The following is a 16270-nucleotide window of genomic DNA, read 5'->3' as shown; positions in this document are numbered from 1 at the left end:
TTCAGTTGCGCGGTGAGTCGGCAGCCGGCTCGGGCTGGAGCAGCCGCTTGGGCAGGAACGCCGGGGAGATATGAATGATCGACATGCGCACCACGTGGTTGAGCATGACGAAAGCTGGGTCGAGCTTGAGCAACAGCGCTGCCGCGGTCATGACCTCGACCCCGCCCGGTACCCAGGACATGAACAGCGCGAGGAAGGGTTTGCCAGTGAGCTGGGCGGCAAGCGCGGCCACCAGCAAGGTGGTGCAGAACGTCAGCGTGGTCACCACCAGACCCGCACGCACGTATCGCAGCACGTCCCCCAGGGTGATGTCGCGCAGGCGGATGCCGATCAAGCCACCCAGCAGGATCAACGCCACCATCGCCACCGGGTCGGGCACATGCAGGTTGAACTGGGGCATGCCGATGTTCACCGCGGCGGCGCACACCAGCCCGGTCAGCATGTAGGGCGCAGGCACGTCCAGACGCTCCAGCAAGTAGCCGGCAACCACCGCGACGACCGCGACCGGCACGATGCGCAGGTAGTCGCCCAGGGTTCCCGCCGCATGCGCCGCGCTGTCGCCATGGCCGCCGGCGATCAGGGTGACCACCAGCAGCAGCGCGAGCAGGCGCACGATATGCACGAAAGCGATGCGCCCGGAGGCCGGCCCCTCTTCCCCCGACACCGTCATCACCGCCGCCATGGCACCCGGGATGGCACTGAGCAGGCTTTCGATATGGCCCCACTTTTCCATGCGCCGCAGCCAGTTGTAGCCCACCAGGATCTGCGTGGTCATGCACACCAGCAGCCCGAGCAGGATGCTGACGTCGGTGAGCTCGTGCATCATCGAGGCGGTGACCGTGGAACCGACGCTGATACCGAGCAGCAACTGCACGGTGGCCACGAACGGAAACGGCATGCGCATGCGCACGCCCCACTTGCTCAGTGCCGTGACTGCGCAGATGGCGCCGATCAGTTCACCGAGCGGCAGCCCGGTGAGATATCCCAACCAGGCGCCCAGAGCCGCGACCGGAATGGGGATGAGACTCTCGATCAAAGGTTTCATGGCATCGTCACCTGTCTGCAGGCATGACCGTCCCGACTGGCGGCACGGTCAGCAAAAGTGATGGAGGAACGGGACGGATCAGCGGCTAGACGGCGGCCGCTTCGTTGCCCGCCCAGTCGCAGCTTTCGTGGAACCAACGCTCGACTTCGCCAAGGCGCAATTGCAGTTCACGCTCGTTGCGCCCGGCGACGATGGCGTTGAGGATTTCCGAATTGGTGAACTCCATCGACCGGTAGGCGGTCATCCTGCTCGCCGAGATGCGGTACTCCAGCACGCCGTCGAGCGGGCAGTCGCTCGGCACCTCGCGCAACAGGCCGACCCGCGGTGGAATGCTGATGTGCCCGACCATCTGCCGCGGCTCGATCATGGCCGCCGGACGGTACTCGGGATCGCGCAGCGCGCGCAGGAAGCTCATGCGCGGGTCCAGGCCCCAGGCATGGCTGATCTCCTGGTTGAAGAACACCCCACCCAGCCGCGAAGCGATTTCGCACAGGACGATCTCGCCCGCGTCGGTGACGAACAGTTCGAGGTGGAACAGCAGGGTCGGCTCGGAAGGCAGCACGTCCTCGACCAGCGCGCGGGCATAGCGCACCAGCTTGTCGCGCATCGGATTGCTGGCATCGAGCATGTGCAGGTCGTGGGCCTTGCCGCCGAGAAAATCCAGCGCCGAGGTCATCACCCGTACCGGCGACACCAGGATCGGCTTGCCGTCGATGTACAGGCCGTTGACGATGTAGTGGCTGCCCCGCACGTAGCGCTCGATCATCAGGTTGTGGAAGGTGGTGGCGCCGCGCGCGGCCAGCCACTGGCGCAGCTGCGGCAGGTCCCTGAGCACTTCCACGCCGTTCGAGCCACGCCCATCGCGCGGTTTGACCACCACCGGGAAGCCGTGCTGCTCACTGAACTGGATCGCCCCGGTGGCGTGGGTCAGCGGCGCCATGTCGGCGACGGCGAAACCACGGTCGCGGGCCCGCTGCTTCATGAAGAACTTGTCGCGATAGAACATCGCGCGCCCCTCGGCGCCCTGGCTGACACCCAGCCGGTCATTGATGCGCGCCACCCGCAGCACGTCGATCTCGGCCAATGCCACGCACAGCGGATCGCGCATCTCGCGGGCCATGTCATGGACATCCACCTCGACCAGCGCGTTGTCGTTGAAATAGTCGAACAACCGGTACGCCACTTGTTCGCCAAGGTGCGCGGTAATTTCCTGGGCGCGGGAGTTGCAGCTCAGCAGCATGCCTCCCGGCCCTAGCGCGTCGGCCCAGCTTTGCGCGCTGTGCTGGAGAATGATCTTGGGGGGACAGAAGACGATCAGCTGCATGGGGCGTTCCTTGCGTACTTGCATGAGTCAGAAAGTGACCAGGCGCCAGGGCTAGGTTCCACTATGATTCTGCTGAGGAGTCGGTGGCCGATGCCAATACCGATTCAGTCGTTATTGATACTCCCCGCCTTGCCCGCGCAGGCGGTTTGCAAGGCGCGCGAAAGCGCTGCCATGTCGGGGAACATGGCAGGCGATTTTCACGCGGGATTCAGCCGATCAGATCAGGCAGGCGGCGCAGTCGCGCATCACCTCGGCCTTGCGCTGCAGATACTGGGCAAAGACTTCGCGGGCCGTGGTCCTGTCCACCGCGATGCCCATGGCCTTGACGAAGGCCTCGACCGCCTCGACCGCGTGGGCGAAATGATTGCTCTCGGTCCCCCCAGTGTGCACGGTGACCCAGGCCACGGTCTTGCGCACCTGCTCGGGCGGGACACCCATGTCGCGCTCGAACCAGCGGGTGTACAGCGGATGGATGTACTCCACTTCACCGTGGGTGTAGACCTCATGCACAAGCGTGGTCAGCAGGCCCTGGAGCAGATCGCGATCACGCAGGCGGCGGGCATCGGTCCAGTCCTTGAACGCCTGCGCCGACGGCAGGCAGTTTTCCTTGAGCAGCCACTGGTCGTCACCGCAGAGTGGCGTGGCCATGTTGTAGAACAGGTCGGCATGCAAGGTGTTGCCCAGCGCCCCCAGGTCCTCGTCGGTGATCCGCTGCAGGCTGCCACACACCTGGTAGATCTGCTGCGCCGCGGCGCTGCCCTGCTCGGAGCGCGCCAGCAGGGTCAGGCGATTGGCCAGGCCGGAGACGCTGGCGGCCGAATTGTTGGTCTTCGACCAGCTGGCGAAGAACTTGCGCAACGCCGCGGCGTCATGGCGGCGCGAGGTCAGCACCTGGAACGCCTGCTCGATGTCGACCAGCGCGGCCTCCTGATTGCGGAACTCATCCCATAGCGCCTGTTTCAGCACGCCGGCAGGCATCTCCTGCAACACCGGTTCAATCACATTCAGCAACTGGCTGTGCACGGTCGGCAAGTTACTCACGGTCATCTCACTCTTTTCCTTGTTGGATGATGATGTAGCGCGTTGAGGAAACGATTCATTGCAATGGCTGGACCGCCGACCCACGGCCCGGCGCCACCCGCCAGCTACCCCGCGCGATCAGCAGCGGTAGCAGCTGGAACACCACGATCAGGGCGACGCAGCCACCCCACCCCCAGCGTTCCCACAGCCCGCCGGGCACGAAGGCGCCGAAGCTGCCACCCAGGTAGTAGCAGCTCAGGTACAGGCCGACCGCGGCGGATTTCTGCCGGGGTGCCTGGGCGGTGATGAAGGCATTGGCAGCGGCCTGGGCGAGAAACACGCCGGTGGAGCTGAGCGCCAGGCCCAGCACGATCAACCACAACGACGGGGACAGGGTCAGCGCCGAGCCGGCAATGCCCAGGCAACCGGCCACCCGCACCAGGTCGGCATGGGGCCGCGCCTTGCTCAGGCGTCCGGCCAGCGGCACCACCACCAGCGCCAGCAGGAACACGGCGTAGATGGCACCCAGCGCGGCGGTGCCCAGGGCAAACGGGGCTTCGCCCAGGTGCAGGCCGACATAGGTGAAGGTCGCAACCTGGGCAAACAAGACGCAGAACCCCACGGCATAGGCCCCCAGCAACGGCCTGCTGGCGAGTTCGCCAAGCGCCAGCGGCTCGCGCCTGGCTGCGGGCGGGTTGCGCGGCAACAGCAGCGCGATACCCAGCGCGACCGCCAGGCTGAGCCCCGCCTGGACCGTCAATGCCACGCGCCAGTCGGCAAGCTCGGTGACCAGGCCGGTGAGGAAACGCCCACAGAAACCGCCGAAGATCGTGCCGGCAACATAGACACTGGTCATTTCGGTCACCGCGCCGCCCTGCCAGCGCACGCCGATGTAGGCCACGCTGGTGGCGAACACCATCGGGATGAACAACCCCTGCACCGAGCGCCACAGCAGGAATTCGCCATAGCTGCCCGCCCACGCCGCCAACAATGCAGGCAGCGCCAGCAACAGCGCCGCCCCGGCGATGACCCGGTGCTGTTCGCCGCGTGCCGTCAGCCAGCCGACAAAAGGCGCGGTCAAGGCCACCGCGAGAATGGTCACGGTAATGCTCCAACTGGCCTGGCGCAGCGTTACCGGAAAAGCCCGGGTCAGTTCCGTGAGCAGGCCCTGGGTGGAATAGAGGTTGAGAAATGCGGCACATCCGCCAAGAAATAGGGCAATTCGGGGGAAATCGGCGGGAAAACGCATACAAACACTCGTAAAAAATTGTTACAGGTTTATAAGGTAGGACGAACTTTGGATCCAATACCTATTCCCGACCGATTGATACTCAAGGAAGAACATGATGGATTTGCGCCGTCTGCGCTGTTTCCTGGTGGTCAGCGAGGAATTGCACTTCGGCCGAGCGGCAGCGCGCCTGCACATGGCCCAGCCGCCGCTGACCCGACAGATATCGGCACTGGAGACGGAGCTCGGGTTTCGCCTGTTCGACCGCAGCACGCGCAACGTCAGCCTTACCACCGCGGGCCGTCACCTGCTGCCCTACGCCCGCGGCGTGCTCGAACAGGTCGACCTGACCACGGCGATCACCAGCAAGCTGGCGGCGGGTTCGGCCGGCCAACTGACGGTCGGCTATGCCAGTTCGATCGCCCTGTCGGACACCTTCAGCCATACCATCCAGGCGTTCTGCTCGAAGTACCCGGATGTGCAGCTGAATGTGGAGGAAGGTGCTTCCAGCACTCAGTGCACGCAACTGATCGAAGGCCGCCTGGATATCGGCATGAGCCGCATGCGCCCATCAGGTGACGATCCTCAGGTCCAGGCCATCTGTGTGGACAACGAGCCGCTGGTCGCGGCCGTTCCCAGCGACAGCCCCCTCGCCCAGCAGTTGCAGGTCAGCCTGGCCGAGCTCGGCGAACTGCCGCTGATCACCTTTCCCCCGGACTACGGCTCGGGCTTGAACGAAATCATCCTCGGCCTGTACCGCCGCCACGGGCTGACGCCGCGCCCGGCGCCAAGCGGTCGGCAGATCACCTCGATCATCGCCCTGGTTGCCGCGGGTCGTGGTGTCGCGGTGGTACCGCAGTGCACCCGGACCTTGGTCAGGCGTGGGGTGTCCTACCTGCCGCTGGCCGAGCCCGGCGCCTGCGCGCCGCTGCTGGTGCTGACCCGCAGGCACGAGCGCAGCCCGCTGGTGCGGGCGTTCGTCGAGGTGATCAAGCAGACCTTGCGCGGCGGTCTGGCCGGGTAGACGAAAACTTCGTGGGAGCGGGCTTGCCCGCTCCCACGAGAGAACTGCATGAGGTCTGCCTTGCGCCGACCTCAACCCGCCTCGCGATAGGGATTGCGCGGATCCTGCGTCCAGTTCATGTACGGCTTGCCGGTGTCCTGCGCCTGCATGTCGATGCAGCCCTCCACCGGGCAGGTGATCTGGCACAGGTTGCAGCCGACGCACTCCGCCTCGATCACGCTGTAGGCGTGGGTGCCGTCGGCCTTGAGGGTACTGGCGATGGCCTGGTGCGAGGTGTCCTCGCAGGCGATGTGGCAGCGCCCGCAGCCGATGCAGGCGTCCTGGTCGATGTGCGCCACCGACTGGTAGTTGATGTCCAGGTACTTCCAGTCGGTGGTGTGTCCCACGGCCTGGCCGCGAAACGCCTCGAGGTTGCGGTGGCCGTGCTGGTCCATCCAGCGCGCCAGGCCGTCCTTCATGTCATCGACGATGCGAAACCCGTGCAGCATCGCCGCCGTGCACACCTGCACCGCGCCGCTGCCCAGGGCGATGAACTCGGCGGCGTCGCGCCAGGTGCCGATACCGCCGATGCCGCAGATCGGCAGGCCTTGGGTCTCGGGATCACGGGCGATTTCCGCGACCATGTTCAGGGCGATCGGCTTGACCGCCGACCCGCAATAGCCGCCATGGGTGCTCTGGTCGCCGACGATGGGGTGGGCGACCATGCGATCCAGGTCGACGCTGGTGATCGAGTTGATGGTGTTGATCAGCGACACCGCATCCGCCCCGCCCCGGTGCGCGGCGCGCGCCGACTGGCGGATGTCGGTGATGTTGGGGGTGAGCTTGACGATCACCGGCAGCGCGCAGTGGGTCTTGCACCAGCGGGTGACCATCTCCACGTACTCCGGCACCTGGCCGACGGCGGCGCCCATGCCGCGCTCGGGCATGCCGTGGGGGCAACCGAAGTTGAGTTCGATGCCGTCGGCGCCGGTGGCCTCCACCAACGGCAGGATGAACTTCCAGGACTCCTCGATACACGGCACCATCAGCGACACGATCAGCGCGCGGTCGGGCCAGTCCTTCTTGACCTGGGTGATCTCGCGCAGGTTGATCTCCAGCGAGCGGTCGGTGATCAGCTCGATGTTGTTGATGCCCTGCACCTGGCGGTTGGCGCCGAAGTGCGCCGAGTAGCGCGACGACACGTTGACCGCCGCCGGGTCCTCGCCCAGGGTCTTCCACACCACCCCGCCCCACCCGGCCTCGAAGGCGCGGACCACGTTGTAGGCTTTGTCGGTGGGTGGCGCGGAGGCCAGCCAGAACGGATTGGGCGCCTTGATGCCGGCGAATTCGATGGACAGGTCGGCCATTTACGCAGCCTCCACGTTGAGCATGAGTTGGGCATGGATGGCTTCGGCGGCCAGCTTGCCATGTTGCACGGCCTGGACGGTGAGGTCCTGGCCCAGCGCGGTGCAGTCGCCGCCAGCGTAGATGCCGGGGACCGAGGTCTGCATATGCGCGTCCACCTGGATGCGCTCGCCGTCGCGGGCCAGTTGCGCCGCCAGCGGGTCAGCCAGGCTTGCGTCGTCGAAGCGTTGGCCGATGGCCTTGAAGATCGCGTCGGCGGCAAGTTCGAAGGTCTCGCCGGTATCGCCCAGGCGTCCGTCGACCAGCTGGGTGCGTACGAAACGCATGCCGCGCACACGCCCGGCATCATCCAGCAGCACGGCATCGGGCCGGGCCCAGGTGTGCAGGCGCACCTGGTTGTGCTTGGCAATCTCCTGCTCATGGTCGGTGGCGCCCATGTCGGACACGCCACGGCGGTAGACCAGGTTGACGTCGCGGGCGCCCAGGCAACTCATCTGCACGGCCATGTCGATGGCAGTGTTGCCGGCGCCGAGCACCAGGCAGCGGTCGGCCAGCGGCAGCTGGGTGAGGTCGTCGGCCTGGCGCAGCTCGCGGATGTACTCGGTGGCGGCGAGCAGGCCTGGCGCGTCTTCGTCCGGCAGGCCCAGCTGACGCACGGCAGCCAGGCCCAGGCCGAGGAACACCGCGTCGTACTGGGCATGCAGCTCGCCCAGCGACAGGTTGGCGCCCAGGCGCTGGCCATGGCGGATCTCGATACCGCCGATGCCCAGCAGGAACTCCACTTCGCGCTGGGCGTAGTCGTCCACCAGCTTGTAGCGGGCGATGCCGTACTCATTGAGGCCACCGGCTTTCTCCCGCGCCTCGAAGATCACCACGTCATGGCCGTGCATGGCCAGGCGGTGCGCGCAAGACAGCCCGGCGGGGCCGGCGCCGACCACGGCGATGCGCTTGCCGCTGGCCGGCGAGCGCTGGAACGGATGCTCGGTGAAGCCGGCGTGGTCCAGGGCGTAGCGCTGCAGCTGGCCGATCAGCACCGGCGCGCATTCCTGGGCGTTGTTGCGCACGCAGGCCTGCTGGCAGAGGATCTCGGTCGGGCACACCCGGGCGCAGCTGCCGCCGAGGATGTTGGCCGAGAGGATGCGTTCGGCGGCGCCCTGCAGGTTCTCGTCGCTGATGCGGTGGATGAACGAGGGGATGTCGATTTCGCTGGGGCAGGCATTGACGCAGGGCGCGTCGTAGCAGTACAGGCAGCGCGCGCTCTCGACGGCGGCCTGGCGGGCGGTGAGCGGGGGCGCGAGGTCGCTGAAGGCCTCGGCCAGCTGGTCGGCGCCGGCCCGGGGGCGCGGCAAGTGGTTCAGGGCGTCGATCACGGTTGTAGCCTCTCGCTTTTTTATGGGCTCAGGCGGCGGTCACTCGCCTGTCCGTTCTGAGGGATGGCAGTCAACAGGAGCATGTGTCTGTGTTGTTATCAGGGGGCGCTTTGCGCCCCTTTCGCGGCACAAGGCCGCTCCTACAGGGGATCGCGTTCTGCTGTAGGAGCGGCCTTGTGCCGCGAAAGGCCTCAGCGCTGAACCGGTGTCGGCCGCTGGTGCTCGGCCCGCCGCTCCAGCACCTCGTACACCGACGGATACGCCGGTCTTTCCACATAGCGCCCCGCGCCCGGTTCGGCGCGCAGGTCGCCATCGGCCCAGAGCACCTTGCCCTGGCTGATGGTGTGGCTGGGGATGCCGCGCACGGTGCGGCCTTCGAAGATGTTGAAATCAACCCGCTGGTGATGGGTCTGGGCGCTGATCGTGCGCGTGCCCTGCGGATCCCACAGCACCAGGTCGGCGTCGGCGCCGACGCGGATCGCGCCCTTGCGCGGGAACAGGTTGAAGATCTTCGCGGTGTTGGTGGAGGTCAGCGCGACGAACTCGTGGATCGACAGGCGCCCGCTGTTCACCCCGGCATCCCACAGCACCGCCATGCGGTCCTCGATACCAGCGGTGCCGTTGGGAATGCGGCTGAAATCGTCGCGGCCCATGGCCTTCTGCTCGGCGCAGAAGCAGCAGTGGTCGGTGGCGGTGGTGTGCAGGTTGCCCGACTGCAGCCCCCCCCACAGTGCGTCCTGGTGCTCGCGCGGGCGGAACGGAGGGCTCATCACGTAGCCGGCGGCGGTGGCCCAGTCCGGGTCGCGGTAGACGCTGTCGTCGAGCAGCAGGTGGCCCGGCAGCACTTCGCCGTACACCGGCTGGCCCTTGGCCCGGGCATAGGTGATCTCGTCCAGCGCCTCGCGGCTGGAGACATGCACCAGGTACAGCGGCGTGCCGAGGGTCTCGGCGATGCGGATGGCGCGGCTGGCGGCCTCGCCCTCGACCTGCGACGGGCGCGACAGCGGATGCGCCTCGGGCCCGGTCAGGCCCTGGGCCAGCAGCTTCTTCTGCAGGTGATAGACGAGCTCGCCGTTCTCGGCGTGCACCGTCGGCACCGCGCCCAGTTGCAGGCAGCGTTCGAAGCTGGCCACCAGGGTGTCGTCGGCGGCCATGATCGCGTTCTTGTAGGCCATGAAGTGCTTGAAGCTGTTCACCCCATGCTTGGCCACCAGCTCGCCCATCTCCTCGGCGACCTGCTCGCTCCACCAGGTGATGGCGACGTGGAAGCCATAGTCGCTGGCGCTCTTCTGCGCCCAGCCGCGCCAGGTGTGGAACGCCTCGAGCAGCGATTGCTGCGGATTGGGGATGACGAAGTCGATGATCGAGGTGGTCCCCCCGGCCAGGCCCGCGGCGGTACCGCTGAAGAAGTCCTCGCTGGCCACCGTGCCCATGAACGGCAGCTGCATGTGGGTGTGCGGATCGATGCCACCGGGCATCAGGTACTGGCCAGAACCGTCGAGGACTTCGCAATCGGTGGGGGTTTCGAGGTGGCTGCCGATGGCGCGGATCAGGCCATCGACACACAGGACATCTGCACGGTAGCTCTCTTCATGGGTAACCACGGTGGCGCCACGGATCAACAGGGACATGCCGTTTTCCTCGCAGGCTGACCGGTCTTCTGGCCGGTTCTTGGAATTGTTTCGGGCCGGGCGCTGGAGGCGATTCGCTCAATCCTGTCAGGCCTGACAAGAATCGAGGCTAGTATCTGATCGGATATTGATCAAGAAAAAATATATGCAAATATCTTATTTTGCATCTTATTGATTATTAACAATAATTTATCGAAATCACCAAAATGTGACACCCATTCACCATTTTGACGCACTTGACAGGAAGCCAAATTGGTCAAGATTTCCTATGCAAAATCAGCTGTTTGTTTCCTGGCTGGATGGCGCAGGCCGCGCCGGTGGTTTTCCAGGTTGCACCCGTTTGAAACACGCGGGTGATGGACCGGCCAGACAGACGGCGCACCAGGGTGACCACCCCACCCTCGTCGTCACGCTGAAGAATGCCTTTGCAAGACAGTGAGTTACCTCCGGTCGGCGGCGGCCGCCGGGAAGGCGCGGGCTTTCCCGGCACGTTTGTTGAAAACGCAGGCCACAACCGCCTGGCCGGGCCGGAGGTGCAGTACTGCTGGTGTGTGTACTCCGGCCATCGCGTCAGCCCGATGAGCGACAACTACAAGAAAAAAAGACCTGGAGAACCCCATGCAACAGAGCAGATCGCAAGTGGTCGAGCAGCATGGCCTGTTCGAGCTCGACGCCGGCAGCGACGTCCTCGACAGCCCCCGCTACAACCACGACATCGCCCCGACCAAGGTGCACCAGCGCACTTGGAACAAGTGGCACATCACCGCGCTGTGGGTGGGCATGTCCATCTGCGTGCCCACCTACACCCTCGGCGGCGTGCTCACCGCCTACTTCGGCCTGAGCGTGGGCGAGGCGCTGCTGGCGATCCTGCTGGCCAACCTCATCGTGCTGATTCCGCTGACCCTCAACGCCTTCCCCGGTACCAAGTACGGCATTCCGTTCCCGGTGCTGCTGCGCGCCTCGTTCGGCGTGTTCGGCTCCAACGTGCCGTGCCTGATCCGCGCCGTGGTGGCCTGTGGCTGGTTCGGTATCCAGACCATGTTCGGCGGGCTGGCCATCCACCTGTTCCTCGGTTCGCTGTTCCCCGAGTGGAAGGCGCTGGGCGGCACCGGCGAGGTGATCGGCTTCATGCTGTTCTGGTCGCTGAACCTGTGGGTGGTGCTGCGCGGCGCCGAATCGATCAAGTGGCTGGAGACGCTGTCGGCGCCACTGCTGGTGGCGGTCGGAGTCGGCCTGCTGTTCTGGGCGCTGCCGCACATGTCGATGAGCGAGCTGCTGGCACAGCCGCCCAAACGCCCCGAGGGCGCCAGCGTGGTCGGCTACTTCTGCGCCGGCCTTACCGCCATGGTCGGCTTCTGGGCCACGCTATCGCTGAACATCCCCGATTTCAGCCGTTACGCGAAGAGCCAGAAGGACCAGATCCTCGGGCAGATCTTCGGCCTGCCGCTGACCATGTTCCTGTTCGCTTCGCTGGGCGTGATCATGACCGCCGCCTCTGCCTCGCTGGTGGGCCAGACGGTGTCCGACCCGGTGAGCCTGATCGGCCATATCCAGAGCCCCGGCTGGGTGGCCCTGGCCATGGCGCTGATCATCATCGCCACGCTGTCGACCAACACCGCGGCCAACATCGTCTCGCCCACCAACGACTTCCAGAACATCGCCCCACGCCTGATCGGGCGCAGCCGCGCGGTCTGGCTGACCGGCTTCATCGGCCTGGCGCTGATGGGTCACGAGCTGCTCAAGAAGCTTGGCTGGATCGTCTCCGACCTGAGCCTGGAGAGCGTCTACTCCAACTGGCTGCTGGGCTACTCCAGCCTGCTCGGGCCGATCGCCGGGATCATGGTGGTGGACTACTTCCTGGTGCGCCGCCAGCACCTGGACCTGGCCGGGCTGTACCGCGACGACGTGTACCCGGCCTGGAACTGGGCCGGGTTCGTCGCCTTCGGCGTGCCGGTGGCGCTGACCGTGATGGCCATCGGCAACAGCAATTTCAGCTGGTTCTACGACTATGGCTGGTTCACCGGTTCGCTGCTTGGCGGCGGGCTCTACTACGCCCTCGGCGGCCTCGCGGTGCGTGGGCCGGCGCGGCTGGCGAAACCTTTGCCGTGATGTAGCGCATCGCGGGGCAAGCCCGCTCCCACGTGATGCTCATAACAACAGTCTGAGGAGACACCCATGACCACCCTCGCCAAGGAAGTCCTGCAATCGAGCAAGCACCACATCGACAGCGCCCGCCTGTGGCAGTCCCTGATGGACCTCGCCCGCCTCGGCGCCACGGCCAAGGGCGGCGTCTGCCGCCTGGCGCTGACCGACCTCGACCGCCAGGCCCGCGACCTGTTCGTGCAGTGGTGCGAGGCGGCCGGCTGCACGGTGAGCATCGACGCGGTCGGCAACATCTTCGCCCGCCGCCCTGGGCGCAACGCCAAGCTGCCGCCGGTGATGACCGGCAGCCATATCGACACCCAGCCCACCGGCGGCAAGTTCGACGGCTGCTTCGGCGTAATGGCCGGGCTGGAGGTGATCCGCACCCTCAACGACCTGGGCGTGGAGACCGAGGCGCCGCTGGAGGTGGTGGTATGGACCAACGAGGAAGGCTCGCGCTTCGCCCCCTGCATGATGGGCTCGGGGGTGTTCGCCAGCAAGTTCACCCTAGAAGAGACCCTGGCCAAGCGCGACGCCCAGGGCGTGAGCGTCGGCGAGGCGCTGAACGCCATCGGTTATGCCGGCAGCCGCGTCGTGACCGGCCACCCGGTGGGCGCCTACTTCGAGGCCCACATCGAACAGGGCCCGATCCTCGAGGACCAGCGCAAGACCATCGGCGTGGTGCTCGGCGCCCTCGGCCAGAAATGGTTCGACCTGACCCTGCGCGGCGTCGAGGCCCACGCCGGCCCCACCCCCATGCACCTGCGCAAGGACGCCCTGGTCGGCGCCGCCGCCGTGGTCGAGGCGGTCAACCGCACCGCCCTCGCCCACCAACCCCATGCCTGCGGCACGGTCGGCTGCCTGCAGGCCTATCCCGGCTCACGCAACGTGATCCCCGGCGAAGTGCGCATGACCCTGGATTTCCGTCACCTCGAAGGCCAGCAACTGGACGCGATGATCGCCGAGGTGCGTCAGGTGATCGAGGCCACCACCGCCAAGCACGGATTGAGCTACGAACTGGTGCCCACTGCCGACTTCCCGGCCCTGTACTTCGACAAGGGCTGCGTCGAGGCGGTGCGCGACTCGGCGCGCAACCTGGGCCTGGCGCACATGGATATCGTCAGCGGCGCCGGACACGACGCGATCTTCCTCGCTGAGTTGGGCCCAGCCGGGATGATCTTCGTGCCCTGCGAGGGCGGCATCAGCCACAACGAAATCGAGAACGCCGCCCCCGAGGACCTCGCAGCCGGCTGCGCAGTGCTGCTGCGGGCGATGCTGGCGGCCTCGGAGGCGATTGCCAGCGGGCGGTTGGCGGCCTAGCAAGCGAGAAAAGGACTGCGTGGGAGCGGGCTTGCCCCGCGATGCAGGCGACGCGATGCATGGCACCGGCGATGCCGGTGCCAGCCCCTTGGCGCAAAATTCCCGCGCGCGGCGGTATACTCGCCCACCTTCGAACCGCGCCCGGGAATCCGCCATGCAGCAAGTCCTGCTCATCGTCGATGTGCAATCCACCTTCAGCCCCTCCGAGAAACTGGTGGATGGCATCCGCGTGTTGTCGGCGCACATCCCCACCATCGCCTCGATCGAGCTGCACGACGAGCAGGTCACCCCGTTCCAGCGCCAGCTCGGCTGGCACCCGGCTGCTGAGGATGTGGCCCTGGTCGAGGCGGACAAGGTGTTCGTCAAGCATGGCTATGGCCAGACCGCCGAGACACTGGACTACATCAAGCGCCTGGGCGTCGAGCGCGTGCTTGTGTGCGGGCTGCAGACCGAGACCTGCGTACTGGCCGCCGGCTTCGCCCTGTTCGATGCGGGCCTGACGCCGACGCTGGTTACCGACCTGACCATGGGCTCCTCGCTGGACCGCTCCGGACAGTTGGGCATCGACCTGTGGAAACACCATTTCGGCCACGTCACCACCGCCGCCGAGGTGCTGGCCGGGCTGCGCGACCCACGAGGCAACCCATGATCGCCAAGCGCGTATTGATCGTCGAGGACGACGCCGATGGTGCAAGCATCCTCGAGGCCTACCTGAAGCGCGACGGCTTCGAGGTGGACATCGCCGAGGACGGTGCCCGTGGGCTGGCCCTGTTCCGCCAGCGCGCGCCAGCGATCGTGCTGCTGGACATGATGCTGCCGAAAATGTCCGGCCCGGAGCTGCTGACCGAGATCCGCCGCGGCGCCGACACCCCGGTGATCATGGTCACCGCCATCGGCGACGAGCCGGACAAGATCGGCGCCCTGCGCTACGGCGCCGACGACTACGTGGTCAAACCCTGCAACCCCAAGGAAGTGGTGGCCCGGGTACACGCGGTGCTGCGCCGCTACGGCGCGCCGGCCGACAGTCGCCAGCGCCTGGAGTGCCAGGGCGTCTGGGTCGATGCCGAACGCTTCGTGGCCGGGGTGAGGGCCGGCGATGGCGAAGAGCAGGTGCTCGACCTGACCCGCTCGGAACTGCTCCTGCTTGCCGCGCTGCTGCGCACTCCGAGCAAGGCCTTCAGCCGCGAGGAACTGCTTGAACTGTGCATGCCCGAGAGCGATGCCCTGCTGCGCATCATCGACACCCACGTGCTCAACCTGCGACGCAAGCTCGCGGCCCTGGGCATCAGCGGCGTGCTGGTGACCGTGCGCTCCGTGGGCTACCGGTTCCGCTGACCGCCATGCGCAAACGTCCGCTGTGGCTGTGGGTCGGCCTGAGAATGACCCTGCTCGCCGTCGGCGCGGTGATCACCATCACCGTGTGCATGTACCTGTACTTCTGGATCAGCGACTTCCTGGTGCTGCAGTCGATGCGGCCCGAGGACCGCGCCGCGCTGCTGGCCGGCCTGGCCGATGTGCCGCGCAACGAGTCCCGGCTGTGGCAGTTGCTGCAGACTTACTACGACATCCACGACTTTCTCCCCGGCCCCGGCAACAGCATCGACTGGCTGGTGCTGTACGGTTTCGTCATCGTGGTCATCCCGTTCACCCTGATGGTCGGCCTGTACCTGTCCAGGCCGCTGTCCCGGCAGTTCCGCCAGATCGCCGTAGGGGCACGGCGGGTGGCCGAGGGCGACCTCAGCGTGCGGGTCAGCCAGCACCCGCGCCAGCCCAAGGAAATGCAGCGCCTGTGCACCGACTTCAACAAGCTGGTCGAACGCCTGGCGCTGTACGAAAGCGAAGTGGCCGAGTCGAGCTCCAACCTGGCCCATGAACTGCGCACCCCGCTCAATGCCGCCCTGGGCCGGGTGCAGGGCATGCTCGACGAGGTGTTCCCGCTGAGCCCCGAGCAATTGCGCCTGGTGCAGAACCAGCTGTACAACCTCAACACCCTGGTGGGCGACCTGCACCTGCTGTCCCTGGCCCATGCCGGGCAACTGCCCCTGCACATCAGCCTGTTCTCCCCGGCCAGACTGGTCGAGGAGCGCCTGGCCTGGTTCGCGCCGCAGTTCGAGACCGCCGGGATGCAGTTGTACACGGCGCTGGCCGATGACGTGGTGATCGAGGCCGACCCGGCGCGGGTTGGCCAGTTGATCAACATCCTGATCGAGAATGCCCTCAAGTACGCCTCCGACGGCCGCGAGCTCAGCGTTGCCGTGCGCCAGGCCAAAGGCTGCGTGCTGCTGGAATTCCTTGATCGTGGGCAAGCGGTCGAGCAGAAGGACCTGGGCAACATGTTCGTGCGCTTCTGGCGCGCCGAGCAGTCGCGGGCGCGGGTCAGCGGTGGTGGCGGCCTGGGCCTGTCGATCGCCCAGGCCATCTGCGAGGCCCATGGCGGCCGCATCACGGCGCAGCACCGGGCCGAGGGTGGGCTGGCGCTACAGGTGACATTGCCCCTGGTCACAACAGCCTGAAGGCTTCACACGCTGCCCTGTAGGAGCGGCCTTGTGTCGCGAAAGGGCTGCGCAGCAGCCCCGGCGATTTTGCATGATGTAGAGATACAGGGGCCGCTACGCGCCCCTTTCGCGGCGCAAGGCCGCTCCTACAGGGGAACACAAGCGCGGCCTTCAGGGACACACGCAGGTCGTGGGGCCCAGCACCGGACCTGCGCACGGATCCTCCCCTGGCCCCAGTACCGCGCAGTCGGCCTGTGCCGTCAGCGAGAACATCCACAGCAGCATCGCGGCTGCCAGCCATTTTCCATTCATGATGACCTCCCTGGT

15 protein-coding genes are annotated in these 16270 nt (G+C 66.4%); 7 read left to right on the top strand and 8 right to left on the bottom strand.

Annotated elements, in window-relative coordinates; translation table 11 throughout:
- Position 1: 1 nt before the first annotated feature.
- The 4 genes from HU735_RS21125 to HU735_RS21110 all read right to left on the bottom strand — a co-directional run bounded on the left by HU735_RS21125 (position 2) and on the right by HU735_RS21110 (position 4638).
- Complete coding sequence (locus HU735_RS21125; RefSeq protein ID WP_186715102.1) at positions 2 to 1045, bottom strand: AbrB family transcriptional regulator; 1044 nt, start codon at positions 1043 to 1045, stop codon at positions 2 to 4.
- An 85-nt stretch (positions 1046 to 1130) separates the two neighbouring features.
- Positions 1131 to 2369 carry a biotin carboxylase gene (locus HU735_RS21120; protein WP_186715097.1) on the bottom strand — a complete coding sequence of 413 codons (1239 nt, stop codon included), beginning with the start codon at positions 2367 to 2369 and terminating at the stop codon, positions 1131 to 1133.
- Positions 2370 to 2585: 216 nt separating this feature from the next.
- Positions 2586 to 3410 carry a hypothetical protein gene (locus tag HU735_RS21115; RefSeq protein WP_346655376.1) on the bottom strand — a complete coding sequence of 275 codons (825 nt, stop codon included), beginning with the start codon at positions 3408 to 3410 and terminating at the stop codon, positions 2586 to 2588.
- Positions 3411 to 3465: 55 nt separating this feature from the next.
- Entirely contained in the window at positions 3466 to 4638 is a 1173-nt protein-coding gene (locus HU735_RS21110) for an MFS transporter (RefSeq protein WP_186715095.1), read from the bottom strand.
- A gap of 94 nt (positions 4639 to 4732) precedes the next feature.
- Between HU735_RS21110 and HU735_RS21105 the strand changes: the two genes are divergently transcribed.
- Positions 4733 to 5641 carry a LysR family transcriptional regulator gene (locus tag HU735_RS21105; RefSeq protein WP_186715094.1) on the top strand — a complete coding sequence of 303 codons (909 nt, stop codon included), beginning with the start codon at positions 4733 to 4735 and terminating at the stop codon, positions 5639 to 5641.
- A gap of 71 nt (positions 5642 to 5712) precedes the next feature.
- Here the strand turns inward: HU735_RS21105 and preA are convergent, their stop codons facing one another.
- The 3 genes from preA to hydA all read right to left on the bottom strand — a co-directional run bounded on the left by preA (position 5713) and on the right by hydA (position 9986).
- Positions 5713 to 6987, bottom strand: a complete 1275-nt coding sequence (gene preA / locus HU735_RS21100) for an NAD-dependent dihydropyrimidine dehydrogenase subunit PreA (protein ID WP_050706393.1) — start codon at positions 6985 to 6987, stop codon at positions 5713 to 5715.
- A complete protein-coding gene (locus HU735_RS21095; RefSeq protein ID WP_186715092.1) occupies positions 6988 to 8355 on the bottom strand; it encodes an FAD-dependent oxidoreductase in 1368 nt (455 codons plus the stop codon).
- Positions 8356 to 8546: 191 nt separating this feature from the next.
- Positions 8547 to 9986: a dihydropyrimidinase gene (gene hydA, locus HU735_RS21090; protein WP_186715090.1), complete on the bottom strand. Its 1440-nt coding sequence runs from the start codon at positions 9984 to 9986 to the stop codon at positions 8547 to 8549.
- A 268-nt stretch (positions 9987 to 10254) separates the two neighbouring features.
- Between hydA and HU735_RS21085 the strand changes: the two genes are divergently transcribed.
- From HU735_RS21085 to HU735_RS21060, 6 genes are all read left to right on the top strand, one after another.
- Positions 10255 to 10425: a hypothetical protein gene (locus HU735_RS21085; protein ID WP_186715088.1), complete on the top strand. Its 171-nt coding sequence runs from the start codon at positions 10255 to 10257 to the stop codon at positions 10423 to 10425.
- A 179-nt stretch (positions 10426 to 10604) separates the two neighbouring features.
- On the top strand, positions 10605 to 12095 hold the full coding sequence (locus tag HU735_RS21080) for an NCS1 family nucleobase:cation symporter-1 (RefSeq protein WP_186715087.1): 1491 nt from the start codon (positions 10605 to 10607) through the stop codon (positions 12093 to 12095).
- A 66-nt stretch (positions 12096 to 12161) separates the two neighbouring features.
- A complete protein-coding gene (locus HU735_RS21075) occupies positions 12162 to 13448 on the top strand; it encodes a Zn-dependent hydrolase (RefSeq protein ID WP_186715086.1) in 1287 nt (428 codons plus the stop codon).
- A gap of 154 nt (positions 13449 to 13602) precedes the next feature.
- Entirely contained in the window at positions 13603 to 14097 is a 495-nt protein-coding gene (locus HU735_RS21070; protein WP_050706389.1) for an isochorismatase family protein, read from the top strand.
- The gene (locus HU735_RS21065; protein WP_186715085.1) at positions 14094 to 14783 is read left to right on the top strand and encodes a response regulator transcription factor; all 690 of its coding nucleotides are present in this window, start codon (positions 14094 to 14096) and stop codon (positions 14781 to 14783) included. The genes HU735_RS21070 and HU735_RS21065 overlap by 4 nt, the downstream gene beginning before the upstream one ends.
- Before the next feature lie 5 nt (positions 14784 to 14788).
- The gene (locus HU735_RS21060; RefSeq protein WP_238349872.1) at positions 14789 to 15961 is read left to right on the top strand and encodes an ATP-binding protein; all 1173 of its coding nucleotides are present in this window, start codon (positions 14789 to 14791) and stop codon (positions 15959 to 15961) included.
- A 153-nt stretch (positions 15962 to 16114) separates the two neighbouring features.
- Here the strand turns inward: HU735_RS21060 and HU735_RS21055 are convergent, their stop codons facing one another.
- The gene (locus tag HU735_RS21055) at positions 16115 to 16255 is read right to left on the bottom strand and encodes a hypothetical protein (RefSeq protein ID WP_186715084.1); all 141 of its coding nucleotides are present in this window, start codon (positions 16253 to 16255) and stop codon (positions 16115 to 16117) included.
- Between the last annotated feature and the right edge of the window lie 15 nt (positions 16256 to 16270).

Origin of the sequence: Pseudomonas sp. BW16M2 (genome assembly GCF_014268865.1) — a bacterium.
Lineage (GTDB): Bacteria > Pseudomonadota > Gammaproteobacteria > Pseudomonadales > Pseudomonadaceae > Aquipseudomonas > Aquipseudomonas peradeniyensis.
Note: the sequence above shows the minus strand (reverse complement) of the source record. Positions and strands in the feature narration are given on the sequence as shown.